Here is a 24,307-nt window from a genome sequence, read left to right as displayed (position 1 = left end):
ATGACAGACTCCCCGCGTAGCGTGGTGGTGACCGGCAGCGGCAAGGGCATCGGGCGCGCGGTCGCCGAGCGGCTCACCGCCGACGGCTGGATCGTGGTCGGGCTCGAACGCTCGCCCGGCTCCGGCACCGTCGAGGACGGCATCGTCGCCGAGGTGGTGCTCGGCGACGCCTCCGACCGCACCGCCCATCAGCGCGCGGCCACCGCGGCACGCGCCAGGGCACCGCTGGCCGGCTGGGTGAACAACGCCGGCATCACGAAGCGCACGCCGCTGCACGAGCTCGACGAGACGGTCGTGCGCGAGATCGTCGACATCAACGGCTTCGGCTACCTCTGGGGCTGCTCGACGGCCGTGTCCGCGTTCCTCGATCAGGGCGAGGCGGGCGCGATCGTGAACATCGGGTCGATCCACGGTCGATCGAGCTTCGTGGACCACGCCGCCTACGAGTTCACGAAGGGCGGCATCGACGCCCTGAGCCGCAGCGTCGCGGTGACATATGGCGGATTGGGCATACGGGCGAACACCGTCGCGCCGGGCGGCGTGCGCACTCCGCATCTGGAGGCACAGATCGCCAGGGCCGCCGACCCCGAGGCGGAGGAGCGGCTGCTCGCGGAGGGCCCGCCGATGGGACGCATCGCCCGCGCGGAGGAGGTCGCCGCGGTGACGGCGTTCCTGCTCTCCGACGAGGCCCCCTACCTCTCGGGCCAGTCCATCGCGGTCGACGGAGCCTGGACCGCGTCGTTCGGGGACATCGCGCTCGACCCCGCGCTGCGGGAGCGGTTCGCGGCGCCGTCGGCTTCCTGAGCCCCGGCCACGCCGATGTCCCCGGTCCGTGCGACGATCCGCTCGTCGACGGGAGAACGGGATGCGCGGGGAAGCGACGGTTCTGCACGCCGATCTCGATGCGTTCTACGCCTCGGTCGAGCAGCGTGATGCGCCGGAGCTCCGCGGGCGCCCGGTGATCGTCGGCGGCGGGGTCGTGCTGGCCGCGAGCTATGAGGCGAAGGCACGCGGCGTCCGCACGGCGATGGGCGGACGGCAGGCACGAGAGCTGTGCCCCGACGCCGTCGTCGTGCCGCCGCGGATGGAGGCCTACTCCGCCGCCAGCAAGGACGTCTTCCGCATCTTCCGCGACACCACCCCGCTCGTGGAGGGTCTCTCGATCGACGAGGCGTTCCTCGAGGTCGGCGGTCTGCGTCGCATCGCCGGCACTCCCGAGGCCATCGCCGTCCGGCTGCGGGAGCGGGTGCGCGCCGAGGCGGGCCTGGCCATCTCGGTCGGCGTCGCCCGCACGAAGTTCCTCGCCAAGGTCGCGAGTGCGGTGAGCAAGCCCGACGGACTCCTCATCGTCGAGCCCGACCGGGAGGAGGAGTTCCTGCTGCCGCTTCCCGTCGAGCGGCTGTGGGGCGTCGGCGCCGTGACGGCGGAGAAGCTGCACCGGTACGGCATCCGCACGGTCGGCCAGCTCGCGGAGCTCGAGGCGGCGACGGCGGAGCGGATGCTCGGGAAGGCGACCGGAGCGCACGTCCATGCTCTCGCCCGCCTGCGGGATCCGCGCCCCGTGGACACGACGCGGCGCCGCGGGTCGATCGGGTCGCAGCGCGCGCTCGGGACCCGTCCCCGGTCGGCCGACGAGCTCGACGTCATCCTCACCCAGATCGTCGACCGGCTCGCGCGGCGTCTCCGCGACGGCGGCCGCGTGTGCCGGACGGTCGTGCTGCGGCTGCGCTTCGGCGACTTCACGAAGGCCACCCGCTCGCGGTCGCTTCGGGCGCCGACCGACCGCACCGCCCTGCTGCTCGCCGTCGCCCGCACGCTCCTCGCCGCGGCGCAGCCCGAGATCAGCGGTCGCGGGCTCACCCTGCTCGGCCTCTCGTTCACCCAGCTCGATGCCGCGGACAGCGTCCCGCCCGAGCTGCCGATCGACTGGGGCGACGAGTCCCGCCTCGATACCGTGCTCGACACGCTCCGTGACCGCTACGGCTCCGCCTCGGTCTCCCGCGCCGCCCACCTCGGCCGCGACCCCGGTTGGTCGTCCCCGGTGCTTCCGGAGCACCACTGACCCTCTTTCGAATCGCCTGAATGGTCCCATTTCGACCGGAAATACAGCCAATCGGGCGATTCGAAGCGGGTCAGGCCTTGAGCATCGACGCCCGCGAGATCACGCCGTCGACCACGTCGAAGGTCGCGATGGTCTCCGTGGCGACGCCGGCGTTGATGACCTGCTCCTGCGCGACGACCCAGCGGGAGCCGAACAGGACGCTCGTGTCGATCACGCAGGAGAGCTCCGGGTTCTGCAGCCGCGGCTCGTAGAAGGCACGGATCGCGGCCGAGCCGACGAGGGGTTCCGGCGCGACCCCGGTGACCACGGCATCGTCGGCATATGTCGCGACGAAGGCGTCGAGGTCGTGCGCGTTGAAGGCGTCGAGCTGCGCCTGCACGGTGTCGAGAGCGGAACGGTCGAGGGCGGTGCGGTCAGTCAATGCGAACTCCTCCGTTGACGTCGTAGGTGGCTCCGGTGATGAAGCGGGCGCGCTCCGAGGCGAGCGACGCGATGATCCAGGCGACGTCCTCCGGCTGACCGAAGGCGCCGAGGGGGATGCCCGACTCGAGCTTCGCGCGGCCTTCACCCTGGAGCTGATCGGTGATCGCGCTGGCGACCGGTCCGGGGGTGACGGCGTTGACACGGATGCCCTCGGCGGCGAGGTGCCGGGCGAAGCTGCGGGTGATCGCGAGGATCGCCCCCTTGCTGGCCGCGTAGTGGATGCCCGTCTGCAGCGCGCCCACCTGGCCGGCGATCGAGGCGATGTTGATGACGGAGCGGTCGCCGTCGGCAGCCCGGAGCAGAGGGAGCGCCGCGCGGGTGAGCAGGAAGGTCCCGCGGGCGTTCGTCTCCAGGACGAAGTCCCACTCCTCGATGTCGATCTCGGGATACGGGGTGTACGGGCACACGCCGCCGTTGTTGACGAGGACGTGCAGGTCGCCCCAGGCGTCCGTGATCTCGGCGATGAGCGCGGCGATGGAGTCCGGTTCGCGGAGGTCGAGGCGCGACACGTGGACGTCCGGGGAGCCCGCCGCGCGGCACTCCTCCGCCACGCGGACGGCTTCGGCCTCGCGTCCGGCGTAGGTGATCCAGAGGGCGACGCCCTCGCGGGCGAGTTCGAGGGCGGCGGCGGTTCCGATGCCGGAACTGGCGCCCGTGACGAGTGCGCGGCGAACAGTCATGCCTAAACGCTATAGCAAGAAGCGGTCTCGCGACAGCGGCTGTACGCGAGCTTGCTAGATGCTATAGCATCGCATCCATGACCGCGCCGCTCATCCTCGTCACCGACTGCGACCTCCCGGGAATCGTCATCGAAGACACCCTCCGCGCCGCCGGCCTCCGTGCCGAACGGGCCGCCTCCGGGAGTCCGGACGACATCGCCGCCGCCGGAGCCGACGCCGAGGCGCTGGTCGTGCAGTGGGCGCGCATCGACGGCCCCCTCATGGACCGCCTGCCGAACCTCCGTTTCATCAGCCGGGTCGGCATCGGCTACGACATGATCGACGTCGAGGCCGCCACGGCCCGCGGCATCGCCGTCGCGAACACGCCGAGCTACTGCATCGAAGAGGTCGCCGCGCACACCGTCGCGATGATCATGACCCAGGCCCGCGGCCTCTCCGCCTACGACCGGGCCGTGCGCGACGGCGTCTGGAAGGCCGTCGACGCCCGGCCGCTCGCCGTGCGGCCGTCCTCCACCACCGTGTCGGTGCTCGGGTTCGGGCGCATCGGATCGATCGTCGCCCGCGGGTGCCGGGCGCTCGGCTTCCGCGTGCTCGTCGCCGACCCCTACGCTTCCGACGACGCCGTGCGCGACGCGGGCTGCGAGCCCGTCGACATCCCCTCGGCGATCGCCCGCGCCGACATCCTCACGCTGCACGTGCCGCTGACGGACGAGACCCGCCACCTGATCGACGCCGCGGCCCTGGCGACGATGAAGCGCGACGCCGTGATCGTGAACACCTGCCGCGGCCCGCTCATCGACGAGGACGCCCTGGCCGCGGCGTTCCGCGACGGGCGGCTCGCCGGTGCCGCCCTCGACGTCTTCGCGGAGGAGCCCCTCCCCGCGACCTCCCCGCTGCGGGCGCTCGACACCGTGCTCCTCACGCCGCACGCCGCCTGGTACTCCCCGGAGGCCCTGGCGGATCTTCCCGTGCACGCCGCCGAGAACGTGATCCGCTCGCTCGCCGGCGAGGCCGTGCCCATCGTCAACCCGGCCTTCGCCGCCGCGCGCTGAGAGGACTCCCATGGAACTGCTGCGACTCGGCGAGATCGGCCACGAGCGCCCCTACGTCCGCGATGACGAGGGCGTGGTGCGCGATCTCGGATCCCTGACCCGCGACATCGACGGCGCCTTCCTCGCCGCGGACGGCATCGCCCGCGTGCGGGCGGCGCTCGCGGACGGCTCGCTGCCGCAAGCCGAGACGACGGGACTGCGCGTCGGCGCCCCTGTGGCGCGGCCGACCGCCGTGATCTGCATCGGACAGAACTACGCGGCGCACGCGGCGGAGTCCGGCGCCGAGCCGCCCGCACACCCGGTGGTGTTCTTCAAGCACCCGAACACGGTCGTGGGCCCGGACGACGTCGTGCTCCTGCCGCCGGGCGCCGAGAAGGTGGATTGGGAGGTCGAGCTCGCGGTCGTCATCGGCCGCACGGCGCGGTATCTGCCCTCCGTCGAGGCCGCGCGCGACGTGATCGCCGGCTACACCATCTCGAACGACGTGTCCGAGCGGGCGTATCAGCTCGAGGTCTCCGGTGGACAGTGGTCGAAGGGGAAGTGCTCCGAGACGTTCAACCCCCTCGGCCCCGCGCTGGTGCCCACCGACGAGGTCGACCCCCAGGCGCTGCGCCTGCGGTCCTTCGTGAACGGCGAGCCGCGGCAGGACTCCTCCACCGCCGACATGATCTTCCCCGTGCTGCAGCTCGTGCACGAGCTCAGCCACTACCTCGTGCTCGAACCAGGAGACGTCATCAACACCGGTACCCCGCAGGGCGTCGCGCTGTCCGGGCGCTTCCCCTATCTGCAGGACGGCGACGAGATGACCATCGAGATCGAGCGGCTCGGCCGTCAGCACCAGCGCACGGAGCGGGTCCGGCTCGGGTGAGGCCTGTGCCCGGGGCACGGTTCCTTTCGCTGAGTGCAACCGTGTCCCGGGTAGAGGCCTCTCCCGGGCACCCCGCGGCCACAGGCATCCGCGCCGGCTCAGGCGGGTGGAGGGGAAAGGTGCCTGATGTCGCGCGAGCGCCTGAACCCGCGCGAGGGTCAGCCGGCGAAGGGGAGGACCGGGAGGCCGTGCACCCCGGGACGCACCGCGAAGACCGACCCCGCGGCAGTGCCGTGATCGGGCGGCAGGCCCTGCGCGGAGGTCGTGATGAAGAGCGTGCCGAGGTCGTCGCCGCCGAACGTGCAGGCACTGACCTGGGGCACCGGCAGCACGATGTCCTCGCGCACGGCCCCGGACGGCTCGAACCCGCGCACACGGCTCCCGCCCCACAGCGCGACCCAGACGCTGCCGTCCGCGGCGACCGTGAGGCCGTCGGGCACGCCGTCGTCTTCGGGGATGTGCGCGAACACCCGGCGTCCGCGGAGGTCGCCCTCGGCCACGTCGAACACGTCGATCCGGCCGGTGTCGGTGTCCACGTAGTAGACGCGGCGGCCGTCGGGGGAGTAGCTGACCCCGTTGGACGAGGTCACGCGGGGGAGCACCGTGGTCACGTCGAGCGCGGCGTCGATGCGCAGCACGGTCCCTGCACCCTCGGCGGAGTCCGTGGACATCGATCCGGCCAGAAGTCGCCCTCGCGGGTCGCAGCAGCCGTCGTTCATGCGCACCGCGCCGTCGTCGAGCAGGGTCGCGACGGGACGGGCCTCCGTGTCGGGGCCGTCGGCGAGGTACAGGGTACGCGCGCCCACCGCCACGAAGCCCCCGGACGTCCGCGGACGGAAGAACGCGAGGTACTCGTCGTCGACGTGCTGGCGGACGATATCGTCGCCGCGGAGGGTGAGCAGGTCGCCCGCGTCTCCGTCGACCCAGCGCAGCCCGCCCCACCCGGGCCACCAGACCGGGGCTTCGGCGTGGACGGCGACCGGGCCGGTCACGTTCTCGGGAGTCATGCGCCCTCCGCCGTCCGCCGCGGGTCGGTCACGGGCAGCGGCTCCGGAACGGGGCCGTCATGATCCGCCGCTGCGGCACGGGCGGACGGAAGCTCCTTCGCCACCTGCTTCTCGAGCACGGTCACGGCCTCGTCGGAGAGCAGGATGAGGCCGTCGAGCTCCTCGCGCACCCGCTTGTACGCGATGTTCCGCTCGGACTGCGTCGCCGACTCGTCCACGGCGACCTTGAGGAGCTGCTGCGCACGGTCGAGGCGCTTGCGCTCGGCCTCGGTGAACGTCGAGTCGCGCAGCCGACGGGCGTCCTTCTCCGCGATCTCGAACGCGACGGCGTAGTCGCCGACTGCCTGCAGGTACTCCGCGATCTGCTGCTCCGAGAGCGTCGCGTCGGCGGAGGCCGGACGCAGCGCGTCCGCGGTCTTCTTCGCGCGGAGGAAGGCGGCCGTCAGCGGCTGGCGGCCGTCGCTCATCGCGGGGAAGGCGATCAGCTTGGCGACGTCGAGCTCGTAGTCGAGCCAGCGCGCGGTGATCTCGTCATGCTCCGCGAAGAGGCGGGCGAGCAGGTCGTCGGGCGCCACCGACGCGGTCGTGTCGACCACGGTCGGACCCTGGCGCTTCGCCTGCCGTCCGGCCGCGCGCGCCTCGATCTCGGCCGTCTTCAGCTGCGCCTTCATACGCAGCGTCTCCAGCCGGCGCTCGTGCCGACGCTTGGAGCTGCGCTCCCAGGCCTTGGCGGCGCCGCCGGCCATGCCCATGATCGGGAAGATGAGCCACCAGTAGTCACCCGCGAAGTTCCAGAAGCCCCGGATGAACTCGTCCATGATGGGTTCAGCCTACTGCGCGACGGCGGGTCGCCGGGGGCCCGCACGCGAGGGAGGGCGGCCGCATGAAGAGCGTCGGCATCGTCGGGATCGAGAACAGCCACGCCACGGAGATCGTCCGCTTCCTCAACGTCGAGGCCCCGGACGTGCCCGTGCTAATCACGGCCCTCGTGGCACGGGAGCCGGAGCGCACGCGGGAACTGGCCGCGCTCGGCGGCATCGAACGCGTCGTCGACGAGGCGGGCGCGCTCCTCGGCACGGTGGATGCGCTCATCGTGACCGCCCGCGACGGTGCCGATCATCGCGCCATCGCCGTCCCCTTCCTGGAAGCCGGGGTGCCGGTCTGGGTCGACAAGCCCCTCGCAGCAGCGGTCGCCGATGCCGACGCGATCCTCGCCGCCGCGCAGGGTGGGCAGGCGCCCGTCACCTCATCGTCCACGCTCCGCTGGCTCGCCGACACCGCGGAGCTCGTGGCGGAGGCCGGCCGCATCGGGGAGGTCCAGGCGGTCACCGTCACGGGGCCTGCCGATCCGGACAGCCCGTACAGCGGCATCTTCTTCTACGGCATCCACATCGCCGATCTCGCCCAGGTTCTGCGGCCCGGCATCGCGGAGGACGTCGAGGTGCAGTTCCTGCCCGCGGGTGTCGTCGCCCGCTACCGGGTCGGCGGGGTGCCCGTCACGCTGGAGTTCGTGCGTCCGGAGGGCGACCGTCAGGTGCCGTTCCGGGCGACCGTCGTCGGCCGACGGGGCATCGCCAGCCGGGAGATCCCGATCGGTCCCGGGTACGTGCAGCCCGGCGTCCGTGCCTTCGCCCGGATGCTCGAGACCGGTGAGCCGCCGGTCCCCGCGTCCGAGATGCGCGCCCCGATCGCCGTGCTCGACCAGGTCGCCGGGGTCCTCGCCTCCCGCTGACCCGGGCGGCGACACCATCCGTTCACGAAGCGTTCGGATACGGGTACGGCGGTCTCGTAATTCCCCGTCACCTTCGGGAGTTGGAATACCGATGGTCTCGGAATCCCGGGGCCTCACCTCCCGAAAGGTCATCATGCGCCGCTTCACCCTGCCCGCCGTCGGCCTCCTGGGCGTGGCCGCCCTCGCCCTCACCGGATGCCAGACCCCCACCGCCGATGCGGCCCCCGCCGACCCGGACGCCCCGATCACGATCGCGACCATCCCCGTCGGCGACGACCCCACGGCCGAGAACCCCATCGAGGTGTTCGGCGCGCTGCTGGAGGAGGCCACGGGCCGCGAGGTCGAGATCACCGACGTGCCCGACTACCTCAGCGTGGTGGAGGCCATCCGCGCCGACCACGTCGACATCGGGATCATGAGTGGATTCCCGTCCGCGCTCGCCGTGAACACCGGCGAGGTCGATGCCCTCGTCGCGTTCGAGGGCGACGGCAAGCCCGTATCCACCTGCGTCGTGCTCGCGGACTCGCCCGTGCAGACGCTCGAGGACCTCGCGGGGAAGACCGTCGCGTTCGCGGATCAGGCCTCCAGCTCCGGATACTTCATGCCGGTCTACATGCTGCACGAGGCCGGGTTGGAGCAGGGCGACGACTACGAGGCCATCTTCGCGGGCGGCCATGAGGGCAGCTTCGCGGCCCTGGAGCAGGGGCAGGTGGATGCCGCGTGCACCGCCGTCATGCTCACCGAGCTCGGCGCGCCGATGTTCCCCTTCGCGGACGGCGAGTGGCGCGCAGTCGGCGAGAGCCCGGCCATGGACGTCGCCGGCGCCGTCCTCGGTCGTCCCTCGCTCGACGCCGCGACACGCAAGGCCATCCAGGACGGTATCGCCGCCGTGTTCACCCCCGAGAACGCTGAGAAGCTGGGCGCCTTCGGGTCGTTCGCAGCCGCCCCGCAGACGGTCGACCCGGACGACAGCGCGTTCGAGTCCTTCGCCGAGATCGCGGCCGTCGCGGGCGTCGAGCTGAAGGACCTCCAGTGACGGGCATGAGCGTCGCCGTGGCTGCCCGGCACCAGGACGACGGGCGCACGCCGACGGCCGAGGTGCGCCAGGCGCTGCCGCTCGTCAGCGTCCGCGGTCTGCGCGTCGCCTACGACACCACGACGGTGCTCGACCGCGTCGATCTCGACCTCTTCCCCGGCGAGATGGTCGCGCTGCTGGGAGCGTCGGGCTCAGGGAAGTCGACGCTGATGAGGAGCCTCACCGGATTCGCGCCCATCGCCGCGGGCTCCGCGCGGGTCGCCGGACACGACGTCACGAATCTGGCGCGCGGCGAGCTGCGCACGCTGCGGTCCGAGGTGGGGCAGGTCTTCCAGCAGTTCAACCTCATCCCGCGCCTCAGCGTCCTCACCAACGTGCTGACCGGGGCGCTGCACACCGCGGGACCGCTCAATCTCGTCGGCGGATTCACGAGCGCGGATCGCCGCCGGGCCCTCGACCTGCTCGACCGTGTCGGGATCGCGCACAAGGCGGCGGCGCCGGCGCGGTCGCTGTCCGGCGGCCAGCAGCAGCGCGTGGCGATCGCCCGCGCGCTCATGCAGCGCCCGAAGCTGATCCTCGCCGACGAGCCGGTGGCCTCGCTCGACCCGAAGCTCGCCGACTCCGTGCTCGGACTGCTCCGCGAGATCGCGGTGCAGGACGGGATCCCGGTGCTCGTGAGCCTGCACGTGCTGCCGCTCGCCCTCGCGCACAGCGACCGCATCGTCGGTCTGCGGCACGGGGAGATGCTCGTCTCCGGCGTCACGTCGCAGCTGGACGTGGCCGCACTGGAGGCCCTGTACGACGACGAGGAGCACGCCGATGACCACGACCGTTGAGCGCCAGGACCGGACCGTACGCCCCCAGCTCGAACCGGCGGAGCGCGCCCGGCTCGACAGCGCGTTCCGCGTCCCCCGCGCCCGCTTCCTTCTCGGCATCCCGGTCGCGGCCCTTCTGCTGATCTGGTCCTTCGCCGGGGCGGGTTTCGACTTCGTGAAGCTCGGCGACGGGGCCGTCAACATGGGGGAGTTCCTGTCCCGGCTGTTCCCGCCAGACTTCTCGAAGATCGGCACCATCCTCGCGCTGCTGCTGGAGACGTTCCAGATGGCCGTCGTCGGCACGGTCCTCGGTGCGGTGCTGTCCCTGATCGTCGCGTTCGGGGCGACGTCCACCCTCGCGCCACCGTGGCTGTACTACCCGACGCGCTGGATGATGAACATCATCCGCTCCGTGCCCGACCTCGTCTTCGCCCTGATGTTCGTCTCGGCGGTCGGACTGGGGCCCTTCGCCGGCATCCTCGCCATGACGCTCGGCTCCATCGGGTCGATCGGCAAGATCTTCGCGGAGGCCATGGAACAGGTCGACCGCGGTCCCGTCGTCGCGATGGAGGCGGTCGGCGCCTCGAAGCGTCAGGTGATCCAATACGCGGTGCTCCCCCAGGCCGCACCCCTGCTCACCTCGTACACGTTGCTGCTGTTCGAGGGGAACGTCCGCGGCGCGACGATCCTCGGTCTCGTCGGCGCCGGCGGCATCGGCCTGGAGCTGACGACCGCCATGCGCATGTACGACTACGGCCACCTCAGCGCCATCATCCTCTGCATCATCGTGCTCGTCACACTGATCGACCAGGGCAGTGCCCTCATCCGAAGGAGAATCACATGACCACGATCGACACCGGTCTCATCCTCAGCGCGCCGGTCAACCTGCGCGACCTCGGCGGCATCGCCATCGACGGCGGGGTGCTCCGTCCGGGTCTGGCCATCCGTACCGACGACCTCGCCTATGTGACCGCGGAGGTCGCGGACGAGCTCCTCGCAGGCGGGCTGACGGCCATCATCGACCTGCGCTCGCCGCTCGAGGTCGCGGTCACCGGCCGCGGTCCCCTCGGCGAGCACCCGGTCGCGTACCACCACCTCCCCCTGATCGCCGATGTCGGCGCATCGATGGATCGGGAGCACCCGGCGCTAACGCACGAGGCGATGGGGCTGATGTACCTGCGCATGGTGGAGGGCGCCGCGCCGCAGCTCGTGACCGCGCTCAACGTCATCGCGCACACCCCGGGAGCGACGGCGTTCCACTGTGCGGCGGGGCGCGACCGCACGGGAGTCCTCGCCGCGATGCTGCTGCTCGCCCTCGGGGCTGGGGACGACGACATCGTGGCCGACTACGCGCGCACCGGCGACAACATGGTCGCGATCATGGCCCGCACCGCTCCGGTCATGGGGGCGATGTGGAAAGCGCTCGGCTTCGACCTCGACGCGCGGGACGCGTCGTCGGCGCTGCTGGAGGGGTCGATGGACGTGTCCATGCGCAGCCTCCTCGACACACTCCGGGCTCAGCACGGCGACCCGCTGGCTCCGCTCCGCGCGGCCGGGCTGTCCGACGCGACCATCGTCCGGTTGCGCGAGCGGGCGCTCGGGGCATGACCGTCGTGACGCCTTCGGGCGTGGGGCGCCGCCGCCCCGGCCGTCCGCGCGACGAGGACATCGATGCACAGATCGTCGCTGCCACGCTGGACATCATCGATGCGGGCGAGGATGTGACGGTCGCGCGGGTCGTCGCCCGGAGCGGGGTGAGCCGGGCGGCGCTGTACCGGCGCTGGCCGTCACTCACGACGCTGATCGCTGCGGCGCTCGACGTGGGCCGGGAGGTTCCGCCGGAGTACCCGATCGATGCCGACCTGCGCGAGATCCTCCTCACCGGCCTCGGGCTCGGCGCGGAGGGCGTGGCCCCGTCCGCGCCTGGCTATTCCGAGGAGCGGTTCCGTCAGCGCATCCGTCTCGTCATGTCCGATCGGGGTCTGCAGAAGGCCTACTGGGAGTCGCACGTCTCCCGTCGTCGGGTTCCGCTGCAGAACGCGCTGCGCGCCGGTGTTGTGCGCGGCGAGCTCCGGGCGGATCTCGACGTCGAGGCCTGCTTCGACGCGGTGGCCGGTGTCGCGTACTACCAGCTGGTCGTCCGCGGCGACCGCATCAGCGACCCGGCCGTCGTGGCTCGCCTGCGCGCCGCCATCGAGGTGATCTGGCGCGGAATGGTGGCCTGACGGCGACCCACGCGCTGACCCGGGCACAGCTTCGGAGATCCGGGCCGACACGCCGGCGACAGGTTCCGTTCGACGGCGTGTCGCCTGCGGTCTCCGAAGCTGTGCCCGGCCGACGCGGGTTCAGGCCTGCGTGAGGTCCTGCGCGAGCATGAGGATGATGCCGCTGGGGCCGCGGAGGTAGGTCAGTCGGTAGATGTCCCGGTAGTTCGCGACGCCGCGCAGGGGATGGAACCCGTGCCGCGCGGCGATGGCGAGGGAGGCGTCGATGTCGTCGACGGAGAAGGCGATCCGGTGCATGCCGATCTCGTTCGGTCTCGTCGGCTCCGTCTCGATCGCGTCCGGATGGATGTACTCGAAGAGCTCGATCTGCCCGCGCCCGTCCGGGGTCTGCAGCACGGCGATCCGCGCGTGGTTCCCGTCGAGTCCGACCGCGGTGGACGCCCACTCGCCGCTGACCTCGTCCCGTCCGACCACGGACAGCCCCAGGTCGGTGAAGAAGGCGATGGTGGCGTCGAGGTCGCGCACGGCGATCCCGATGTTCTCGAGGGCGATGGCCATGCCCGCGATGCTACTCCGGCGTCAACGACCGAGCTTCTCGGCGCAGGCCACGCAGTATTCCGCGAACGGCCGTACCTCCAGGCGCTCCGGCGGGATGGGCTTGCCGCAGCGCGCGCAGATGCCGTAGGTCCCGGCGTCCATCCGCATCAGCGCCTCGTCCACCTGGCGGAGCTCCGCCTGCGCCGCCTCGGCGAGCCCCGACAGCCGGGACCACTCCGACGAGAGCGTCACCCCTTCCGGGTCGTGCTCGTCGTCGTCGTTCGAGCCCTCACGGTCGTGCATGAGCTCGGCGAGGGTGGCCGCCGTCGCCGTGACGCGAGCTGCGGCCTCGGCGCGACGCTCTTCCAACAGCGCTCGCAGATCCATCCGCCCACTCTAGGCCCGGCGACGCTCGCGTCGTCGCGGGTCCAGGCGTCCGCGCCGATTCAGGCGCCCGCGCGGAATCAGGCGACACGGGCAGCAGGCGCCTGAACTCCCGCGCCTGCCTGTCCTCTCCTGAAAGCCTGCGCCCGCGACGGCGCGCGCAGGGTCAGGCATCCGCGCGGCATCAGGCGACACCAGCAGCAGGTGCCTGAACTCGCGCGAACGCCTGTCCCCCGCGAACCGGATTCAGCCGCGGGTGCGCGGAGCCTCCACGGTGGGCACGGAGTCGGTGTGCACGCTGGGGTGATCCCGCTCCAGCGCCGCGCCCTCCATGTCGACGTTCGGGATGATGCGGTCGAGCCACTTCGGCAGCCACCAGGCCGAGCGTCCGAGCAGGTGCATGAGCGCGGGCATCAGCAGCATCCGCACGACAAACGCGTCGAGCAGCACGCCGAACGCGAGGCCGAACCCGATGGACCGGATGATGGTCGACTCCGAGAACACGAACCCGCCGAACACCGACACCATGATGAGCGCGGCCGCGATGACCACCGAGCGCCCGGCCCGGAACCCCTGCGCCACGGCATCGCGCGCGGAGGCACCGTGCACATAGGCCTCGCGCATCCCCGACGCGAGGAAGAGCTGGTAGTCCATCGCCAACCCGAACAGGATGCCGACGAGGATCACCGGCAGGAAGCTCAGGATCGGACCGGTGCTGTGCAACCCGATGAGGTCGGCGCCCCATCCCCACTGGAACACCGCGACGATGAGCCCGTACGTCGCGAACAGCGACAGCACGAACCCTCCCGTGGCGATGAGCGGCACGAGCAGCGAGCGGAACACGACGATCATGATGAGCAGCGACAGGCCCACGACGACCACGAGGTACAGCGGGAGCACGCTCGCCAGGGCCTCGGAGATGTCGATGTTCGTGGCAGCCTGCCCGGCGACGCCGAGGGTGATCCCGCCGTCGATCTCGGGGAGGCCCCGCAGATCCTGCACGAGCTTCTCGGTGGAGGCGCTGTTCGGGCCCTCGGCGGGCAGCACCTGGAAGGCGAGGAGCGTATTGTCGTCCGACGTCGCGATGGGAGCGACCGCGACCACGTCGTCCTGCTCCGCGATCTTCTCGGCCACGGTCACCTGGGTGGCCAGCAGGTCGTCGTCGCTCACGGCGTCGTCGAGGGTCGCGGTCACCAGGAGCGGCCCGTTCGCGCCCTCGCCGAACTGCTCGTCGACGGTCTGGAACGCGCGGTAGCTGGTGGAGTCGGCGGGCTCGCTCGACCCGTCCGGGAGGCCGAGGCGCATCGACATCGCGGGGATCGCGATCACGAGCAGCGCGACGACGCTGACGAGGGCGGTGACGACCGCGCGCAGCGTCGACATCCGGCGCACGGGCTTTCCGGCCGCGTGCTCCTGGCCGATGGTCGCCCGCGCCTTGCGGCCGAGCAGGCGGGTGCCGACGAGGCCGAGGATCGCCGGGGCGAGGGTCACGGCCACGAGCACGGCGACGGCGACGCAGACCGCGCCCACCGTGCCCATGAGGCCGAGGAACGGCACGCCCGTCACATTGAGGGCGAGGAGCGCGACGATGACCGTGGTCCCCGCGAACACCACCGCGGTCCCCGAGGTGCCGGTGGCCAGACCGATGGACTCGCGCACGGGCGACCCGGCCAGCAGCTGCTTGCGGTGCCGGTTCACGATGAAGAGGGAGTAGTCGATGCCGACCGCGAGCCCCAGCATCACGCCGAGGACGGGGGTGACCGAGGCCATGTCGACGACGCCGGAGAACGCGAGGGACGCCGTGACGCCCACGCCGACGCCGACCACGGCCGTGACGATGGGCAGGGCCGCACCGATCAGCGAGCCGAGCATGACGATGAGCACGACCGCGGCGAACGCGAGACCGATGGCCTCGCCGACGCCGAAGATCTCCGGCACGCCCTGGGCGATGTCGGTGCCGAAGTCGACCGTGACGCCGTCGATCTCCTCGTCCTGGAAGTGGGCGATGGTGCTCTGCTTGGTCTCTTCGGCGAGTTCCAGGCGCGGGTCGACGAAGGAGACGTTGACGATCGCCGTGGAGCCGTCCTCCGAGACGACGCCGATGCCGTCCGAGAGGTCGAGGAGGGTCGTTCCGAGCTCCAGCTGCTCCGCACTGTCGGCGAGCTCGTCGCGGTTCGCGTCGATGGTGGCCTGCTGGGCCTCGAGCTGCGCGAGCTGGGCGTTCAGCTCCGCGAGCTGCGCGTCGAGCGCGGCGGTCTGCTCGGGCGGTGCACCGGCGGCGTCGGCCTGAGCCCGCGCTCCTTCGAGCTGGGTGATCCCGGTCTCGAGCTGGGCGCGGCCGTCGTCGAGCTGGGCCTGGCCGGCGTCGAGCTGCGCGCGGCCGTCGTCGAGCTGGGCCTGTCCGTCTGTCAGCTCCTTCGCCTGCTCGTCCTGCTGCCGCTGGGCGTCGAACGGGTCGACGACGGAGGCGACGCCGTCGAGGTCCTCCGCGCTCGCGGCGAGGTCGGAGATCGCCTGCTTCTGCTCGTCGGTGAACGGCTCGCCGTCGTCCGTCCGGTAGACGACCGTCCCGGTGCCGCCGGCGGTGCCCGGCAGCTTGTCGGCGAGCTGATCGGTGACCTCGCCGGACGCGGTGCCCGGGATGTCGAAGCTGTTGCTCAGCGTGCCGCCGAACGTGAGGAAGGCGCCGACGCCGAGCCCGAGGATGAGCACCCAGGAGACGATCACCGTCCATGCTTTGCGCGCAGCGAAAGAACCCAGACGGAACAGCAGTGAAGCCACGTGATCTCCTTCAGACGAAAAGAGCATACGGCACGTCTCGTCTAGGGATCTGTGGCTATCCTGAACGCATGGTGAACGAGCATCGCAGCGGCCCCGTGCGCAGCACCGCGGCTCGCGAGGCGATCCTCGACGCGACGGCCCGGCTCTTCCACAATCAGGGGTACGACCGCCTCACGATCGAGGGCATCGCCAAGGAGGCCAAGGTCGGCAAGCAGACCATCTACCGCTGGTGGCCGTCGCGGGGTGCGCTCATCGGGGAGTGCCTGGCCGAGGGGCGACTCATCCCCGTGGACTTCGTCGTGCCCGACACCGGAGACCTCTCCGCCGACGTGGAGACCTGGCTGCGCAGCGTGCTCTCCATCGTCGAGAAACCCCAGGGCGGGGTGCTGCTGCGATCACTCGTGGCCGCGGCGACCGAGGACGCCTCGGTCGGCGCGCACCTCGGGGAGAGCCTCGGGGTGGAGAAGTACCTGTCGGAGCGCCTCCGCGGGGGCATCCGCGACGGCCAGCTGCCGAAGGACGCCCCGGTCGAGCAGCTCGGCCGCGCGATCCTCGGGGCCATCATCGTGGAGTCCCTCGGCCGCGAGGCCCACGATCCGGGTTCCGTCGTCGCCCTGACCCGCTACCTCTTCGCCCGCTGAGGTCGCGGATCCGCACGAGGTCGCATGGGTTCCTGGAATCCCTGCGACCGGGGTGCGAATCTGCGACGTAAGGCCAGGTCAGCCGAGGAGGACGGTGAGCACGGTCGCGCCGCCGCCACCGAGGATCAGTGCCACGATGACGGTCCACGCAATGATGCGGATGCGCCGGTTGCGCTTCTCGCCGAGGTCGCCGTAGTCCTCGCTGAGGCCGTCGCCGCTCATCAGGCCACCGGCTCCGTGACGGTCGGACCGAAGTACGACGGCAGCGTGGCCTGCGAGCGCTCGCGGAGCTCTGCCGCCGAGACGGTGAAGACGTCCTGCACCTCGAGCTGTGGCTCGCTGTCCGTGACGCCGATGCGGGCGACCGGGTAGCCGCGGCCCTCGCAGAGACCGCGGAACTTCACGTCGTCCTCGCGGGGGACGGTCACGAGCACGCGGCCGGTCGACTCGGAGAACAGGGCGGTCGCGGCGTCCACGCCATCGCGTTCGATGATCTCGTTCAGCCAGACGCGGGCACCGACGCCGAAGCGCATGACCCCCTCGGCCAGGGCCTGCGCGAGACCACCCTCCGAGAGGTCGTGCGCCGAGGAGATGAGCCACTCGTCACGGGCTGCGGCGAGCAGTCCGGCCAGGCGCTTCTCGCCCGCGAGGTCGACCTTCGGCGGGCGGCCGCCGAGGTGCTGGTGCACGACGTCGGCCCACGCGGAGCCGGACAGCTCGGTCGAAGTCGTGCCGAGCAGGTAGATGTTCTGCCCCTCGTCCTGCCAGCCGGACGGGATGCGGCGGGAGACGTCGTCGATGATGCCCAGCACGCCGACGAGCGGCGTCGGGTGGATCGGCACGTCGCCGGTCTGGTTGTAGAACGAGACGTTACCGCCCGTGACCGGGGTGCCCAGCTCGTAGCAGCCGTCCGCGAGGCCGTCGACGGTCTGCCCGAACTGCCACATGACCTCGGGGTTCTCGGGGGAGCCGAAGTTCAGGCAGTCGGTGATCGCGGTCGGCACGGCGCCGGTGACGGCGACGTTCCGGTAGGCCTCGGCGAGCGCGAGCTGCGCGCCCGCATAGGGGTCGAGCTGGCAGTAGCGGCCATTGGCGTCCGTCGAGACCGCGAAGCCCAGGCCGGATTCCTCGTCCACGCGGATCATGCCGGCGTCGTCGGGGAAGCTCAGGGCCGTGTTGCCGAGCACGTAGTAGTCGTACTGGTTCGTGATCCAACTCGTGTCCGCGAGGTTCGGGGAGGCGACGAGGGCGAGGAACTGTTCGCGGAGCGTCTCCGGGTCGTTTGCCCGCGGCAGGTTCTCGGCGGCGTCCGCCTGCAGGGCGTCGATCCACGTCGGGTAGGCGACGGGACGGTCGTAGACGGGGCCGTCGACCGCGACGGTCGAGGGGTCGACGTCGACGATGCGCTCGCCCTGCCAGTCGATGATGAGGCGTCCGTCGCCGGTGACCTCGCCGAGCACGGAGGTCTCGACCTCCCACTTGTTCACGACGGCCAGGAAGGCGTCGAGCTTCTCGGGGGCGACGATCGCCATCATGCGCTCCTGCGACTCCGACATGAGGATCTCCTCGGCCGTGAGCGTGGGGTCGCGCAGCAGCACGTTGTCGAGGGAGACCTTCATGCCGCTGTTGCCGTTGGCCGCGAGCTCGCTCGTCGCGCACGAGATGCCGGCGGCGCCGAGGTCCTGGATCGCCTCGACGAGCTCGCCGCGGTACAGCTCCAGGCAGCACTCGATGAGCACCTTCTCGGCGAACGGGTCTCCCACCTGCACCGCGGGGCGCTTGGTGGGGCCGCCGTCGGCGAACGTGTCGGAGGCCAGGATGCTGGCACCGCCGATGCCGTCGCCACCCGTGCGGGCACCGAACAGGACCACCTTGTTGCCGACGCCGGTGGCGTTCGCGAGCTTGAGGTCTTCGTGGCGCAGCACGCCCACCGCGAGCGCGTTCACGAGCGGGTTGGCCTGGTAGACGCTGTCGAAGACGGTCTCGCCGCCGATGTTCGGAAGGCCCAGGCAGTTGCCGTAGAAGCTGATGCCGCTGGTCACGCCGTGCACGACGCGGGCGGTGTCCGGGTGGTCGATCGCGCCGAAGCGCAGGGCGTCCATGACCGCGACGGGGCGGGCGCCCATCGAGATGATGTCGCGGACGATGCCGCCGACGCCTGTCGCCGCGCCCTGGAAGGGCTCGATGAACGACGGGTGGTTGTGCGACTCGGCCTTGAAGGTGACGGCCCAGCCCTCGCCGACGTCGACGACGCCCGCGTTCTGGCCCATGCCGACCATCAGGCGTTCCTTCATCTCGTCGGAGACCTTCTGGCCGAAACGGCGCAGGTAGTTCTTGCTCGACTTATAGGAGCAGTGCTCCGACCACATCACCGAGTACATCGCCAGCTCGCCCGAGGTGGGGCGGCGGCCGAGGATCTCCTTGATGCGCGCGTACTCGTCGTCCTTGAGCCCGAGGGCGCCGTACGGCTGCTCCTTCTCGGGCGTCGCGATCGCGTTCTCGACGGAGTCGGGGACGTGCTGGGGGGAAGGTGCAGGGGCGGTGGTCACGCGCACTCCAAAGGAAGGGGCCGGCGGGGCGTCTTCAGTCTACCGGCGCGGTCGGGGCCGTTCTCTCGTGCGCGCAGGCGCACGGCGTCGGGGTGGGAAGGCGGCGGCGTCATGGCAGCTCGGCGAGGCTCAGGCCCTGTGCGCGTGCTGCGGCCGCCAGCTCACGGTCGAAGGTGAGGAGCGCAGTGACCACGTCGCCGAGTTCGAGCGCGGCGGCGAGGTGGAGAGCATCCAGAGTGCGGAGCCCTGAGCCTGCCTGGATGGCCGCGGTCAGCGTTTCGTCGTCGACAGAGACGAGCGCGACGCGGTCGAGGAGGTCGACGACGGCTGCGCGGTCGAGGGAACGGCGGTCGGCGATCGCGTGCAGTTCCACGGCGAGGAGGCTCGAAGAGACGAACTCGCTGCCGTTCGCGAAGGCGCGGACGACCGCTTCCGACCCCTCTTCCTCGATGAGTGCCTTCGCGGCCGCTGAGGTGTCGAGGTAGATCACGACCGGTCGGCCCGAAGCTCGCCAAGGATCTCCGTCGCGGACAGCGAGTCCGGCACGGGGGCGTGGCGGAGCGGACCGTTCGCGCGGGGCAGCGTCACCCGCCCGTTGGCGATCATGCGCGTCCAGGCCGTCTCGGCGGGCGGCGACAACTCGGCGATCGGGCGCCCGCGGTCTGTCACCGTCAGGTGCTCGCCGGCGGTGACGCGCGCCAGCACCCGCGCGGTCTGCTGATTCAGTTCGGTCTTCGACACGGTGCCCATCTCCTCAGGGTAGATCCAAAGTAGTAGAACTACTAGTTCTTGGATTCGTGGGTCCAGTGAACCATCGCTCGGCGACATTGCGAGGCCGGGCGGACGGAGCTCCGCGAAGGTTCTGGATAACTCCCCCACAGGGCAGCGTCAGGAGGAGGAGTGCGCTGCCGCGAACCGCTGCGCCAGCATCCCCGCAGCCTCGCGCAGCGCCTCGGGCCCGACCACCGTGAACGGTGCGTCGAACCGGGCCACCGCGGCGAGCACACCCGTCCACGACCAGGAGCCGACCGTAAGGCGGCACGAGCCGTCCGACAGGGGCACCACCTCGCCGTCGCCGACCCACGGCATCACCTCCCGCGCGGGCAGGTCGAGGTCCACCTCGCCCGTGCACGGCCAGCGGTCCTCGGTCGTCGAGCCCTTGGCGCGCGCGGCGAGGAGTGTCTGCGCGTTCGCGGCGGGGAGAGGCCGCGGCGTGAAGGAGGGCCCGGTCGGCGTGCGGGGCCGCAGTCGATCGAGGCGGTACGTGCGCCAGTCGGCCGCGTCGAGGTCCCAGGCCAGCAGGTACCAGCGGCCTTCCCGCGCCACGACGGCATGGGGCTCCGTGCGCTGGGGCGGGCGGTCCCGTGCGGAGCCGTAGTCGAATCGGAGCACCTGTCGGTCGCGCACGGCCGCGCTCGCCGCCTCCAGCACGGCCGGGTCCACGCGGACCTCGGCGGGCGCTCCGGTGAAGCGGATGCCGTCGATCCGGTGTCGCAGGCGTGAGGGCATCACCTGGCGCACGGTCGCGAGTGCACGCTGTGCGGCCTCGGTGACTTCGACCCCGGTCGCGCTCGCACTCTGCAGGGCCACGGCGATCGCCACGGCCTGATCGTCGTCGAACAGCAGCGGCGGCATATCGGATCCCGCTTCGAGGCGGTAGCCGCCGTAGGGGCCCTTGCTCGAGCCGATGCGGTAGCCGAGGGCGCGGAGCCGACCGACGTCGCGGCGCACCGTCCTGGGTGTGACACCGAGGCGGTCGGCGAGTTCTCCGCCCGGCCAGTCCCGCGTCGCCTGCAGCAGAGACAGCAGCGTGAGCATGCGCGAGGAGCTTGCGGTCATGGCTCCATTCTGTGTGGGAAAGCGGACAGAAACAGACCTCTACTGCTGTGAGGGTGGGGTCACACGGCCCGATCGGCGGGCCGGGACACGGAGGCACCATGACTCTCACGACCACCACCCACCTCAACTTCCGCGGCACGGCTCGGGAGGCGCTCGACTTCTACGGGTCGGTCTTCGGCGGCGAGGTCACCGCGGCGACCTACGGGCAGTTCGGGATGCCGGAGGGGGTTCCCGGGTTCGACAAGGTCGTGTTCGGGCAGCTCGACGGACCCGTGCGGCTGATGGCGTACGACATCCCGGGTGCGGACGACACCGCTGCGCCCTCGGGAGCCACCCGCCGCGAGAACGGGATGACGATCACCGACCGCTCCTTCTTCCAGTCGCTGCGGGCGGATTCCCTCGCGGAGCTTCAGCCCGTGTGGGATGCCCTCGCCGACGGCGCGACGGTGGTCGAGCCCCTCGCCGCCTCCGCGTGGTCGGCCGGCTTCGGCATGCTCACGGACCGCTTCGGCGTGACCTGGGTCCTCGACGTCGCCTGATCGCCGACCCACCCCCTTGCGCTCGACTCGGCCCCTTGCGGTCGTCCCGGCCCTCTGCGGTCGTCCGCAAGGGGCCGGGATGCACAGAACGGGGTGGCTCGACGAGCGGCGTGCCTCCTGTGCCCGAACCGGCCCCTTGCGGTCTACCCGGCCCTCTGCGGTCGTCCGCAGGGGGCCGGGTTGCGCGGAAGGGGGTGGGTCGGCGCGGGCGCGCGACACGACATGTCAAGGGCCTCTTCGCTGTCGGTCGCCTCACGTAGAAAGGAGGGAGACGAAAGGCAGGGCATGGCCGCAGGAGACATCGAGACGTTCTCGCGCAACGGCATCTGGTTCAACCGGATCCAGGGCGAGTCGCACACGCTGGGCAGCAGCTTCGAGTCGATGGAGGAGGCGGTGAAGGTCGGCCGCGGGGCGGCGACCGCGCGCCAGGTGCAGCACTTCGTCCGCACGGAGGAGGGGCCGTCGGAGGACGTGGCCCCGAACGAAGCGCACCCGCGCGACCTCATGTGGTGAGGCGCGGATGATCCTGCAGGCGTGTGTGAACGGCGCCAGAGACGTCGCGGAGCACCCGTGGCTGAGCGCCGACGAGACGGTGGTCGCTCAAGACGCCGCGGCGGCCGTCGATGCCGGGGCTGCGGAGATCCACGTGCACGCGAAGGACGCCGCCGGCCGCGACTCCCTCGCGCCCGAGGATGTGCAGCGGTGGCTCGGGGCCGTCCGCGCCGCGGCGCCGGGAGTGCCCGTGGGCGTGACGACCGGGGCCTGGGCCGAGCCCGACGTGTCGCGAAGGCTCGAGGCCATCGGAGGCTGGACGGAGCTCCCCGACTATGCCTCCGTGAACTGGCACGAAGACGGGGCCGACGATGTGGCCGTGGCGCTGGGTCGACGGGGCATCGGCGTGGAGGCGGGTATCTGGGACGCGGCGGGACTCGAGGCGTGGCGGGTCTCCCCGGTCCGCGGCGACTGCCTGCGCGTGCTCGTGGAGCTTCCCGCGGAGGCGGCCGACGTCGTCCGTTCGCACGCTGAAGGTCTGATCGCGCACGTGGCTCGCGAGGAGCCCGACCTGCCGATCCTGCTGCACGGGGAGGAGCTGTCGACCTGGCCCGCCCTCGACCTGGCCGCGGAGTTCGGCCTCGACACGCGGATCGGCCTGGAGGACACACTCCTCCTCCCAGACGGCTCCGAGGCTCCGAGCAATGCCGCCCTCGTCCGCGCCGCCCGCGCCCGCCTCCCGCGCCCCTAGCCACGCCGCGTCCCTCCTTTCGCGTGAGAGTGCAGGAACGTCCCTTCGGCCACCGGATTCGGGGCGTTCTTGCACTTCTGACCGCAACGAGGTGACGATCCTCTCTACCTACCGTCGCTGGAGCACGACCGCCCCTACGCTGGAGCGATGTTCGCCGGTACCTCCGTCCTCTTCCTCCTCGTCTACCTGGTCGTCCCGCTTCTCGCGCTGCTGCTCCTGTGGCTGATCATCTACTCGGCGGTCCGGGCGGCGCTGACTGCGCATCGCCGCGCGCTTGCCGCCGAGCGCACCACCGCGCCGGATACTCTCTGACCCTTCGCCTCCAGCGACCTCGACGGCCTCATGCGTCGTCGCTGGAGTCCCGGTGCAGGCGCAGAACCGTTCCTCCCGTCGCCGGCTCGGGCACGTTTCTGCCCTTCTCTGCACGGGTTCCCGTCCGGGACCCCGGTGCGAGCGCAGAAACATCCCTCATCCTGATCTCGCCTCGACCGGAACGGTTTCGCACTCCCCACCGGGTGCATCCCATTCAGTGCCGATACGGGATCAGAAACGGCCCCGACACCGCCCGCCCCGGAACGTTTTCGCACTCTGCACCCGCGGGAGACCGCACGAACGGGCCGCACGAACACCCCGGACTCACGCGGTGCTCCACCCACGCCAGTCGGGACGGTCGACGACGCAGAAGCGGTTCCCCTCGGGGTCTTCCATGATGATGTAGTCCGCGTCGTCGGGGCGGCCGTCCCAGTGCACCTCCCGTGCTCCGAGTCCGGCGAGGCGCTCCACCTCCGCGGACTGATCCTCCGCATAGATGTCGAGGTGGATGCGTGGCGGAAGCACACGCTCCGAGTGGTGCGCGTCGAGCGCGATGCACGGTGCGTCGGCGTCGCGGGGTGTGAGCACGACCCAGTCGTCCTCCGCGGGGTCTCGTTCGACGTAGTCGAGGGCGGCCTTCCAGAATGCGGTCTGGGCCGGGAGGTCCTCCACGCGGATCACGATCGACACGATCTTCAACATGCGGCGAGGGTACGGCGAGGGAAGGTGTCCGCGGAGGGGGTTGCGCCGCCGCGTGCGATCAGCTTCCGGAACGGCCGAAGTCGCTCGTGAGCCACTCCTCGACCGATGCGAACGGGAACTCCCGGGCCGCGAACACCCCCGGCAGCGCCCGCACCTCCCGCATCCGGTCGAGCCGGAACAGCCGCCAGTCGTCGCGGTCGATGTCGAAGCCGACCACGTACCACCGCCCTCCGCGGAGGATATGGCGATGCGGCGCGATCACCCGCTCCGAAGCGCGATCGTGCTGGTCGGTATAGGTGAAGGCGACGCGAGCATCCTGAGCGACCGCGTCGGCGAGTGTCCCGACTGCAGCCCACTCCGCGGGCGCCGGCTCGGCCCGCAGGATCTGCGTGGACAGCGCCGTCGCCGCGGCCCGTCGCCGGAGGCCAGGCGGGAGGACCTGCTCGATCTTCCCGCGGGCGACGGCGGCGGCCGGGTCTTCCGGGCTCCACGCTTCGAGGACGAGCAGCCCGGTGATGATCGCGGTGACGTCGTCGGCGTCCAGGAGCAGCGGCGGGATGCGCGTCCCCGGTCGCAGGCGATAGACGGCGCCGGGACCGGGGCGGGAATGGACGTCGTAGCCGAGCTCGCGCAGGCGCTGCACATCGCGGCGGACCGTCCGCGGGCTCACCGTGAGGCGGGCGGCGAGGTCGGGCACGCTCCACTCGCCGCCGGTCTGCAGGAGGGACAGCAGATGGAGGGTGCGGTGCGAGGGGGCGTCCACAGCTCCATCATCGCGCGAGATGCGGCCGGAATCAGGCCGTATCCGTCCGTAGCGTGG

29 protein-coding genes are annotated in these 24,307 nt (G+C 71.3%); 15 read left to right on the top strand and 14 right to left on the bottom strand.

All coding sequences use genetic code 11. From position 1 onward, the window contains the following. Complete coding sequence (locus ACIGJI_RS09095; RefSeq protein ID WP_363445143.1) at positions 1-804, top strand: SDR family oxidoreductase; 804 nt, start codon at positions 1-3, stop codon at positions 802-804. 61 nt (positions 805-865) lie between these two features. Continuing rightward, entirely contained in the window at positions 866-2,062 is a 1,197-nt protein-coding gene (dinB, locus tag ACIGJI_RS09090) for a DNA polymerase IV (protein WP_259951779.1), read from the top strand. Between the two features lie 70 nt (positions 2,063-2,132). Here the strand turns inward: dinB and ACIGJI_RS09085 are convergent, their stop codons facing one another. Next, positions 2,133-2,483, bottom strand: coding sequence for a nuclear transport factor 2 family protein (locus tag ACIGJI_RS09085; RefSeq protein ID WP_363445140.1), 351 nt, complete (start codon positions 2,481-2,483; stop codon positions 2,133-2,135). Further along, positions 2,476-3,225, bottom strand: a complete 750-nt coding sequence (locus tag ACIGJI_RS09080) for an SDR family NAD(P)-dependent oxidoreductase (RefSeq protein WP_259951780.1) — start codon at positions 3,223-3,225, stop codon at positions 2,476-2,478. The genes ACIGJI_RS09085 and ACIGJI_RS09080 overlap by 8 nt, the downstream gene beginning before the upstream one ends. A 77-nt stretch (positions 3,226-3,302) precedes the next feature. On the opposite strand from ACIGJI_RS09080, the gene ACIGJI_RS09075 reads away from it, so the two are divergent. Together ACIGJI_RS09075 and ACIGJI_RS09070 are read left to right on the top strand one after the other, a co-directional pair. Beyond that, on the top strand, positions 3,303-4,277 hold the full coding sequence (locus ACIGJI_RS09075) for a C-terminal binding protein (protein WP_363445138.1): 975 nt from the start codon (positions 3,303-3,305) through the stop codon (positions 4,275-4,277). A gap of 10 nt (positions 4,278-4,287) precedes the next feature. Beyond that, positions 4,288-5,145: a fumarylacetoacetate hydrolase family protein gene (locus tag ACIGJI_RS09070; protein WP_259951782.1), complete on the top strand. Its 858-nt coding sequence runs from the start codon at positions 4,288-4,290 to the stop codon at positions 5,143-5,145. A gap of 158 nt (positions 5,146-5,303) precedes the next feature. Here ACIGJI_RS09070 and ACIGJI_RS09065 read toward each other — a convergent pair whose 3' ends face one another. After that, positions 5,304-6,152 carry an SMP-30/gluconolactonase/LRE family protein gene (locus ACIGJI_RS09065; RefSeq protein ID WP_363445136.1) on the bottom strand — a complete coding sequence of 283 codons (849 nt, stop codon included), beginning with the start codon at positions 6,150-6,152 and terminating at the stop codon, positions 5,304-5,306. Continuing rightward, complete coding sequence (locus ACIGJI_RS09060; RefSeq protein ID WP_187662951.1) at positions 6,149-6,970, bottom strand: hypothetical protein; 822 nt, start codon at positions 6,968-6,970, stop codon at positions 6,149-6,151. The genes ACIGJI_RS09065 and ACIGJI_RS09060 overlap by 4 nt, the downstream gene beginning before the upstream one ends. Positions 6,971-7,035: 65 nt before the next feature. On the opposite strand from ACIGJI_RS09060, the gene ACIGJI_RS09055 reads away from it, so the two are divergent. From ACIGJI_RS09055 to ACIGJI_RS09030, 6 genes are all read left to right on the top strand, one after another. Then, a complete protein-coding gene (locus tag ACIGJI_RS09055) occupies positions 7,036-7,884 on the top strand; it encodes a Gfo/Idh/MocA family oxidoreductase (protein ID WP_363445134.1) in 849 nt (282 codons plus the stop codon). 91 nt (positions 7,885-7,975) lie between these two features. Next, positions 7,976-8,920, top strand: a complete 945-nt coding sequence (locus ACIGJI_RS09050) for a phosphate/phosphite/phosphonate ABC transporter substrate-binding protein (RefSeq protein WP_232089150.1) — start codon at positions 7,976-7,978, stop codon at positions 8,918-8,920. Between the two features lie 5 nt (positions 8,921-8,925). After that, positions 8,926-9,756, top strand: a complete 831-nt coding sequence (locus ACIGJI_RS09045; RefSeq protein ID WP_363445132.1) for a phosphonate ABC transporter ATP-binding protein — start codon at positions 8,926-8,928, stop codon at positions 9,754-9,756. Beyond that, entirely contained in the window at positions 9,740-10,579 is an 840-nt protein-coding gene (gene phnE / locus ACIGJI_RS09040) for a phosphonate ABC transporter, permease protein PhnE (protein WP_363445130.1), read from the top strand. The genes ACIGJI_RS09045 and phnE overlap by 17 nt, the downstream gene beginning before the upstream one ends. After that, positions 10,576-11,343, top strand: a complete 768-nt coding sequence (locus ACIGJI_RS09035) for a tyrosine-protein phosphatase (protein WP_187662955.1) — start codon at positions 10,576-10,578, stop codon at positions 11,341-11,343. The genes phnE and ACIGJI_RS09035 overlap by 4 nt, the downstream gene beginning before the upstream one ends. Then, complete coding sequence (locus ACIGJI_RS09030) at positions 11,340-11,960, top strand: TetR/AcrR family transcriptional regulator (protein ID WP_259951787.1); 621 nt, start codon at positions 11,340-11,342, stop codon at positions 11,958-11,960. The genes ACIGJI_RS09035 and ACIGJI_RS09030 overlap by 4 nt, the downstream gene beginning before the upstream one ends. A gap of 120 nt (positions 11,961-12,080) precedes the next feature. Here ACIGJI_RS09030 and ACIGJI_RS09025 read toward each other — a convergent pair whose 3' ends face one another. From ACIGJI_RS09025 to ACIGJI_RS09015, 3 genes are all read right to left on the bottom strand, one after another. Beyond that, positions 12,081-12,518 carry a VOC family protein gene (locus ACIGJI_RS09025; protein ID WP_187662957.1) on the bottom strand — a complete coding sequence of 146 codons (438 nt, stop codon included), beginning with the start codon at positions 12,516-12,518 and terminating at the stop codon, positions 12,081-12,083. A gap of 21 nt (positions 12,519-12,539) precedes the next feature. Beyond that, complete coding sequence (locus tag ACIGJI_RS09020; protein WP_363445127.1) at positions 12,540-12,884, bottom strand: TraR/DksA C4-type zinc finger protein; 345 nt, start codon at positions 12,882-12,884, stop codon at positions 12,540-12,542. Positions 12,885-13,127: 243 nt separating this feature from the next. Further along, on the bottom strand, positions 13,128-15,662 hold the full coding sequence (locus ACIGJI_RS09015) for an MMPL family transporter (RefSeq protein WP_363445125.1): 2,535 nt from the start codon (positions 15,660-15,662) through the stop codon (positions 13,128-13,130). A 68-nt stretch (positions 15,663-15,730) separates the two neighbouring features. Here ACIGJI_RS09015 and ACIGJI_RS09010 point away from each other — a divergent pair, with 68 nt between their 5' ends. After that, complete coding sequence (locus ACIGJI_RS09010; RefSeq protein ID WP_363445123.1) at positions 15,731-16,303, top strand: TetR/AcrR family transcriptional regulator; 573 nt, start codon at positions 15,731-15,733, stop codon at positions 16,301-16,303. A gap of 78 nt (positions 16,304-16,381) precedes the next feature. Here ACIGJI_RS09010 and ACIGJI_RS09005 read toward each other — a convergent pair whose 3' ends face one another. From ACIGJI_RS09005 to ACIGJI_RS08985, 5 genes are all read right to left on the bottom strand, one after another. Then, on the bottom strand, positions 16,382-16,525 hold the full coding sequence (locus tag ACIGJI_RS09005; RefSeq protein ID WP_363445121.1) for a hypothetical protein: 144 nt from the start codon (positions 16,523-16,525) through the stop codon (positions 16,382-16,384). Further along, positions 16,525-18,852, bottom strand: coding sequence for a phosphoribosylformylglycinamidine synthase subunit PurL (purL, locus tag ACIGJI_RS09000; protein WP_187662961.1), 2,328 nt, complete (start codon positions 18,850-18,852; stop codon positions 16,525-16,527). Before purL ends, ACIGJI_RS09005 begins: the two co-directional genes overlap by 1 nt. Before the next feature lie 109 nt (positions 18,853-18,961). Next, entirely contained in the window at positions 18,962-19,342 is a 381-nt protein-coding gene (locus ACIGJI_RS08995; protein WP_363445119.1) for a PIN domain-containing protein, read from the bottom strand. Further along, a complete protein-coding gene (locus ACIGJI_RS08990) occupies positions 19,339-19,602 on the bottom strand; it encodes a type II toxin-antitoxin system prevent-host-death family antitoxin (RefSeq protein WP_363445117.1) in 264 nt (87 codons plus the stop codon). The genes ACIGJI_RS08995 and ACIGJI_RS08990 overlap by 4 nt, the downstream gene beginning before the upstream one ends. 138 nt (positions 19,603-19,740) lie before the next feature. Then, positions 19,741-20,691 carry a WYL domain-containing protein gene (locus tag ACIGJI_RS08985; RefSeq protein WP_363445115.1) on the bottom strand — a complete coding sequence of 317 codons (951 nt, stop codon included), beginning with the start codon at positions 20,689-20,691 and terminating at the stop codon, positions 19,741-19,743. A gap of 98 nt (positions 20,692-20,789) precedes the next feature. On the opposite strand from ACIGJI_RS08985, the gene ACIGJI_RS08980 reads away from it, so the two are divergent. The 4 genes from ACIGJI_RS08980 (at position 20,790) to ACIGJI_RS08965 (ending at position 22,785) form a co-directional block, all read left to right on the top strand. Beyond that, a complete protein-coding gene (locus ACIGJI_RS08980; RefSeq protein WP_280566529.1) occupies positions 20,790-21,230 on the top strand; it encodes a VOC family protein in 441 nt (146 codons plus the stop codon). Positions 21,231-21,515: 285 nt separating this feature from the next. Then, positions 21,516-21,743 carry a hypothetical protein gene (locus ACIGJI_RS08975; protein ID WP_187662965.1) on the top strand — a complete coding sequence of 76 codons (228 nt, stop codon included), beginning with the start codon at positions 21,516-21,518 and terminating at the stop codon, positions 21,741-21,743. A gap of 7 nt (positions 21,744-21,750) precedes the next feature. Further along, positions 21,751-22,473, top strand: a complete 723-nt coding sequence (locus tag ACIGJI_RS08970; RefSeq protein ID WP_280566525.1) for a 3-keto-5-aminohexanoate cleavage protein — start codon at positions 21,751-21,753, stop codon at positions 22,471-22,473. A 147-nt stretch (positions 22,474-22,620) separates the two neighbouring features. Continuing rightward, positions 22,621-22,785 (top strand): hypothetical protein, encoded by a 165-nt coding sequence (locus ACIGJI_RS08965; RefSeq protein ID WP_187662967.1) that lies wholly within the window; start codon positions 22,621-22,623, stop codon positions 22,783-22,785. Between the two features lie 324 nt (positions 22,786-23,109). Here ACIGJI_RS08965 and ACIGJI_RS08960 read toward each other — a convergent pair whose 3' ends face one another. Then, positions 23,110-23,487 (bottom strand): VOC family protein, encoded by a 378-nt coding sequence (locus ACIGJI_RS08960; RefSeq protein WP_363445113.1) that lies wholly within the window; start codon positions 23,485-23,487, stop codon positions 23,110-23,112. Between the two features lie 58 nt (positions 23,488-23,545). Continuing rightward, a complete protein-coding gene (locus tag ACIGJI_RS08955; RefSeq protein ID WP_363445111.1) occupies positions 23,546-24,250 on the bottom strand; it encodes a WYL domain-containing protein in 705 nt (234 codons plus the stop codon). Positions 24,251-24,307: the final 57 nt, after the last annotated feature.

This window comes from Microbacterium sp. NPDC064978, from assembly GCF_044543605.1.
Taxonomy (GTDB): Bacteria; Actinomycetota; Actinomycetes; order Actinomycetales; family Microbacteriaceae; genus Microbacterium; species Microbacterium meiriae.
Note: the sequence above shows the minus strand (reverse complement) of the source record. Positions and strands in the feature narration are given on the sequence as shown.

Bases quoted from the DNA above. Each gene is read 5' to 3' on its own strand.
- ACIGJI_RS09095 (WP_363445143.1), top strand. From the start codon at position 1: ATGACAGACTCCCCGCGTAGCGTGGTGGTGACCGGCAGCGGCAAGGGC.
- dinB (WP_259951779.1), top strand. From the start codon at position 866: ATGCGCGGGGAAGCGACGGTTCTGCACGCCGATCTCGATGCGTTCTAC.
- ACIGJI_RS09080 (WP_259951780.1), bottom strand. From the start codon at position 3,225: ATGACTGTTCGCCGCGCACTCGTCACGGGCGCCAGTTCCGGCATCGGA.
- ACIGJI_RS09075 (WP_363445138.1), top strand. From the start codon at position 3,303: ATGACCGCGCCGCTCATCCTCGTCACCGACTGCGACCTCCCGGGAATC.
- ACIGJI_RS09070 (WP_259951782.1), top strand. From the start codon at position 4,288: ATGGAACTGCTGCGACTCGGCGAGATCGGCCACGAGCGCCCCTACGTC.
- ACIGJI_RS09065 (WP_363445136.1), bottom strand. From the start codon at position 6,152: ATGACTCCCGAGAACGTGACCGGCCCGGTCGCCGTCCACGCCGAAGCC.
- ACIGJI_RS09060 (WP_187662951.1), bottom strand. From the start codon at position 6,970: ATGGACGAGTTCATCCGGGGCTTCTGGAACTTCGCGGGTGACTACTGG.
- ACIGJI_RS09055 (WP_363445134.1), top strand. From the start codon at position 7,036: ATGAAGAGCGTCGGCATCGTCGGGATCGAGAACAGCCACGCCACGGAG.
- ACIGJI_RS09050 (WP_232089150.1), top strand. From the start codon at position 7,976: ATGGTCTCGGAATCCCGGGGCCTCACCTCCCGAAAGGTCATCATGCGC.
- ACIGJI_RS09045 (WP_363445132.1), top strand. From the start codon at position 8,926: ATGAGCGTCGCCGTGGCTGCCCGGCACCAGGACGACGGGCGCACGCCG.
- phnE (WP_363445130.1), top strand. From the start codon at position 9,740: ATGACCACGACCGTTGAGCGCCAGGACCGGACCGTACGCCCCCAGCTC.
- ACIGJI_RS09035 (WP_187662955.1), top strand. From the start codon at position 10,576: ATGACCACGATCGACACCGGTCTCATCCTCAGCGCGCCGGTCAACCTG.
- ACIGJI_RS09030 (WP_259951787.1), top strand. From the start codon at position 11,340: ATGACCGTCGTGACGCCTTCGGGCGTGGGGCGCCGCCGCCCCGGCCGT.
- ACIGJI_RS09025 (WP_187662957.1), bottom strand. From the start codon at position 12,518: ATGGCCATCGCCCTCGAGAACATCGGGATCGCCGTGCGCGACCTCGAC.
- ACIGJI_RS09020 (WP_363445127.1), bottom strand. From the start codon at position 12,884: ATGGATCTGCGAGCGCTGTTGGAAGAGCGTCGCGCCGAGGCCGCAGCT.
- ACIGJI_RS09010 (WP_363445123.1), top strand. From the start codon at position 15,731: ATGGTGAACGAGCATCGCAGCGGCCCCGTGCGCAGCACCGCGGCTCGC.
- ACIGJI_RS09005 (WP_363445121.1), bottom strand. From the start codon at position 16,525: ATGAGCGGCGACGGCCTCAGCGAGGACTACGGCGACCTCGGCGAGAAG.
- ACIGJI_RS08990 (WP_363445117.1), bottom strand. From the start codon at position 19,602: ATGGGCACCGTGTCGAAGACCGAACTGAATCAGCAGACCGCGCGGGTG.
- ACIGJI_RS08985 (WP_363445115.1), bottom strand. From the start codon at position 20,691: ATGACCGCAAGCTCCTCGCGCATGCTCACGCTGCTGTCTCTGCTGCAG.
- ACIGJI_RS08980 (WP_280566529.1), top strand. From the start codon at position 20,790: ATGACTCTCACGACCACCACCCACCTCAACTTCCGCGGCACGGCTCGG.
- ACIGJI_RS08975 (WP_187662965.1), top strand. From the start codon at position 21,516: ATGGCCGCAGGAGACATCGAGACGTTCTCGCGCAACGGCATCTGGTTC.
- ACIGJI_RS08970 (WP_280566525.1), top strand. From the start codon at position 21,751: ATGATCCTGCAGGCGTGTGTGAACGGCGCCAGAGACGTCGCGGAGCAC.
- ACIGJI_RS08965 (WP_187662967.1), top strand. From the start codon at position 22,621: ATGTTCGCCGGTACCTCCGTCCTCTTCCTCCTCGTCTACCTGGTCGTC.
- ACIGJI_RS08960 (WP_363445113.1), bottom strand. From the start codon at position 23,487: ATGTTGAAGATCGTGTCGATCGTGATCCGCGTGGAGGACCTCCCGGCC.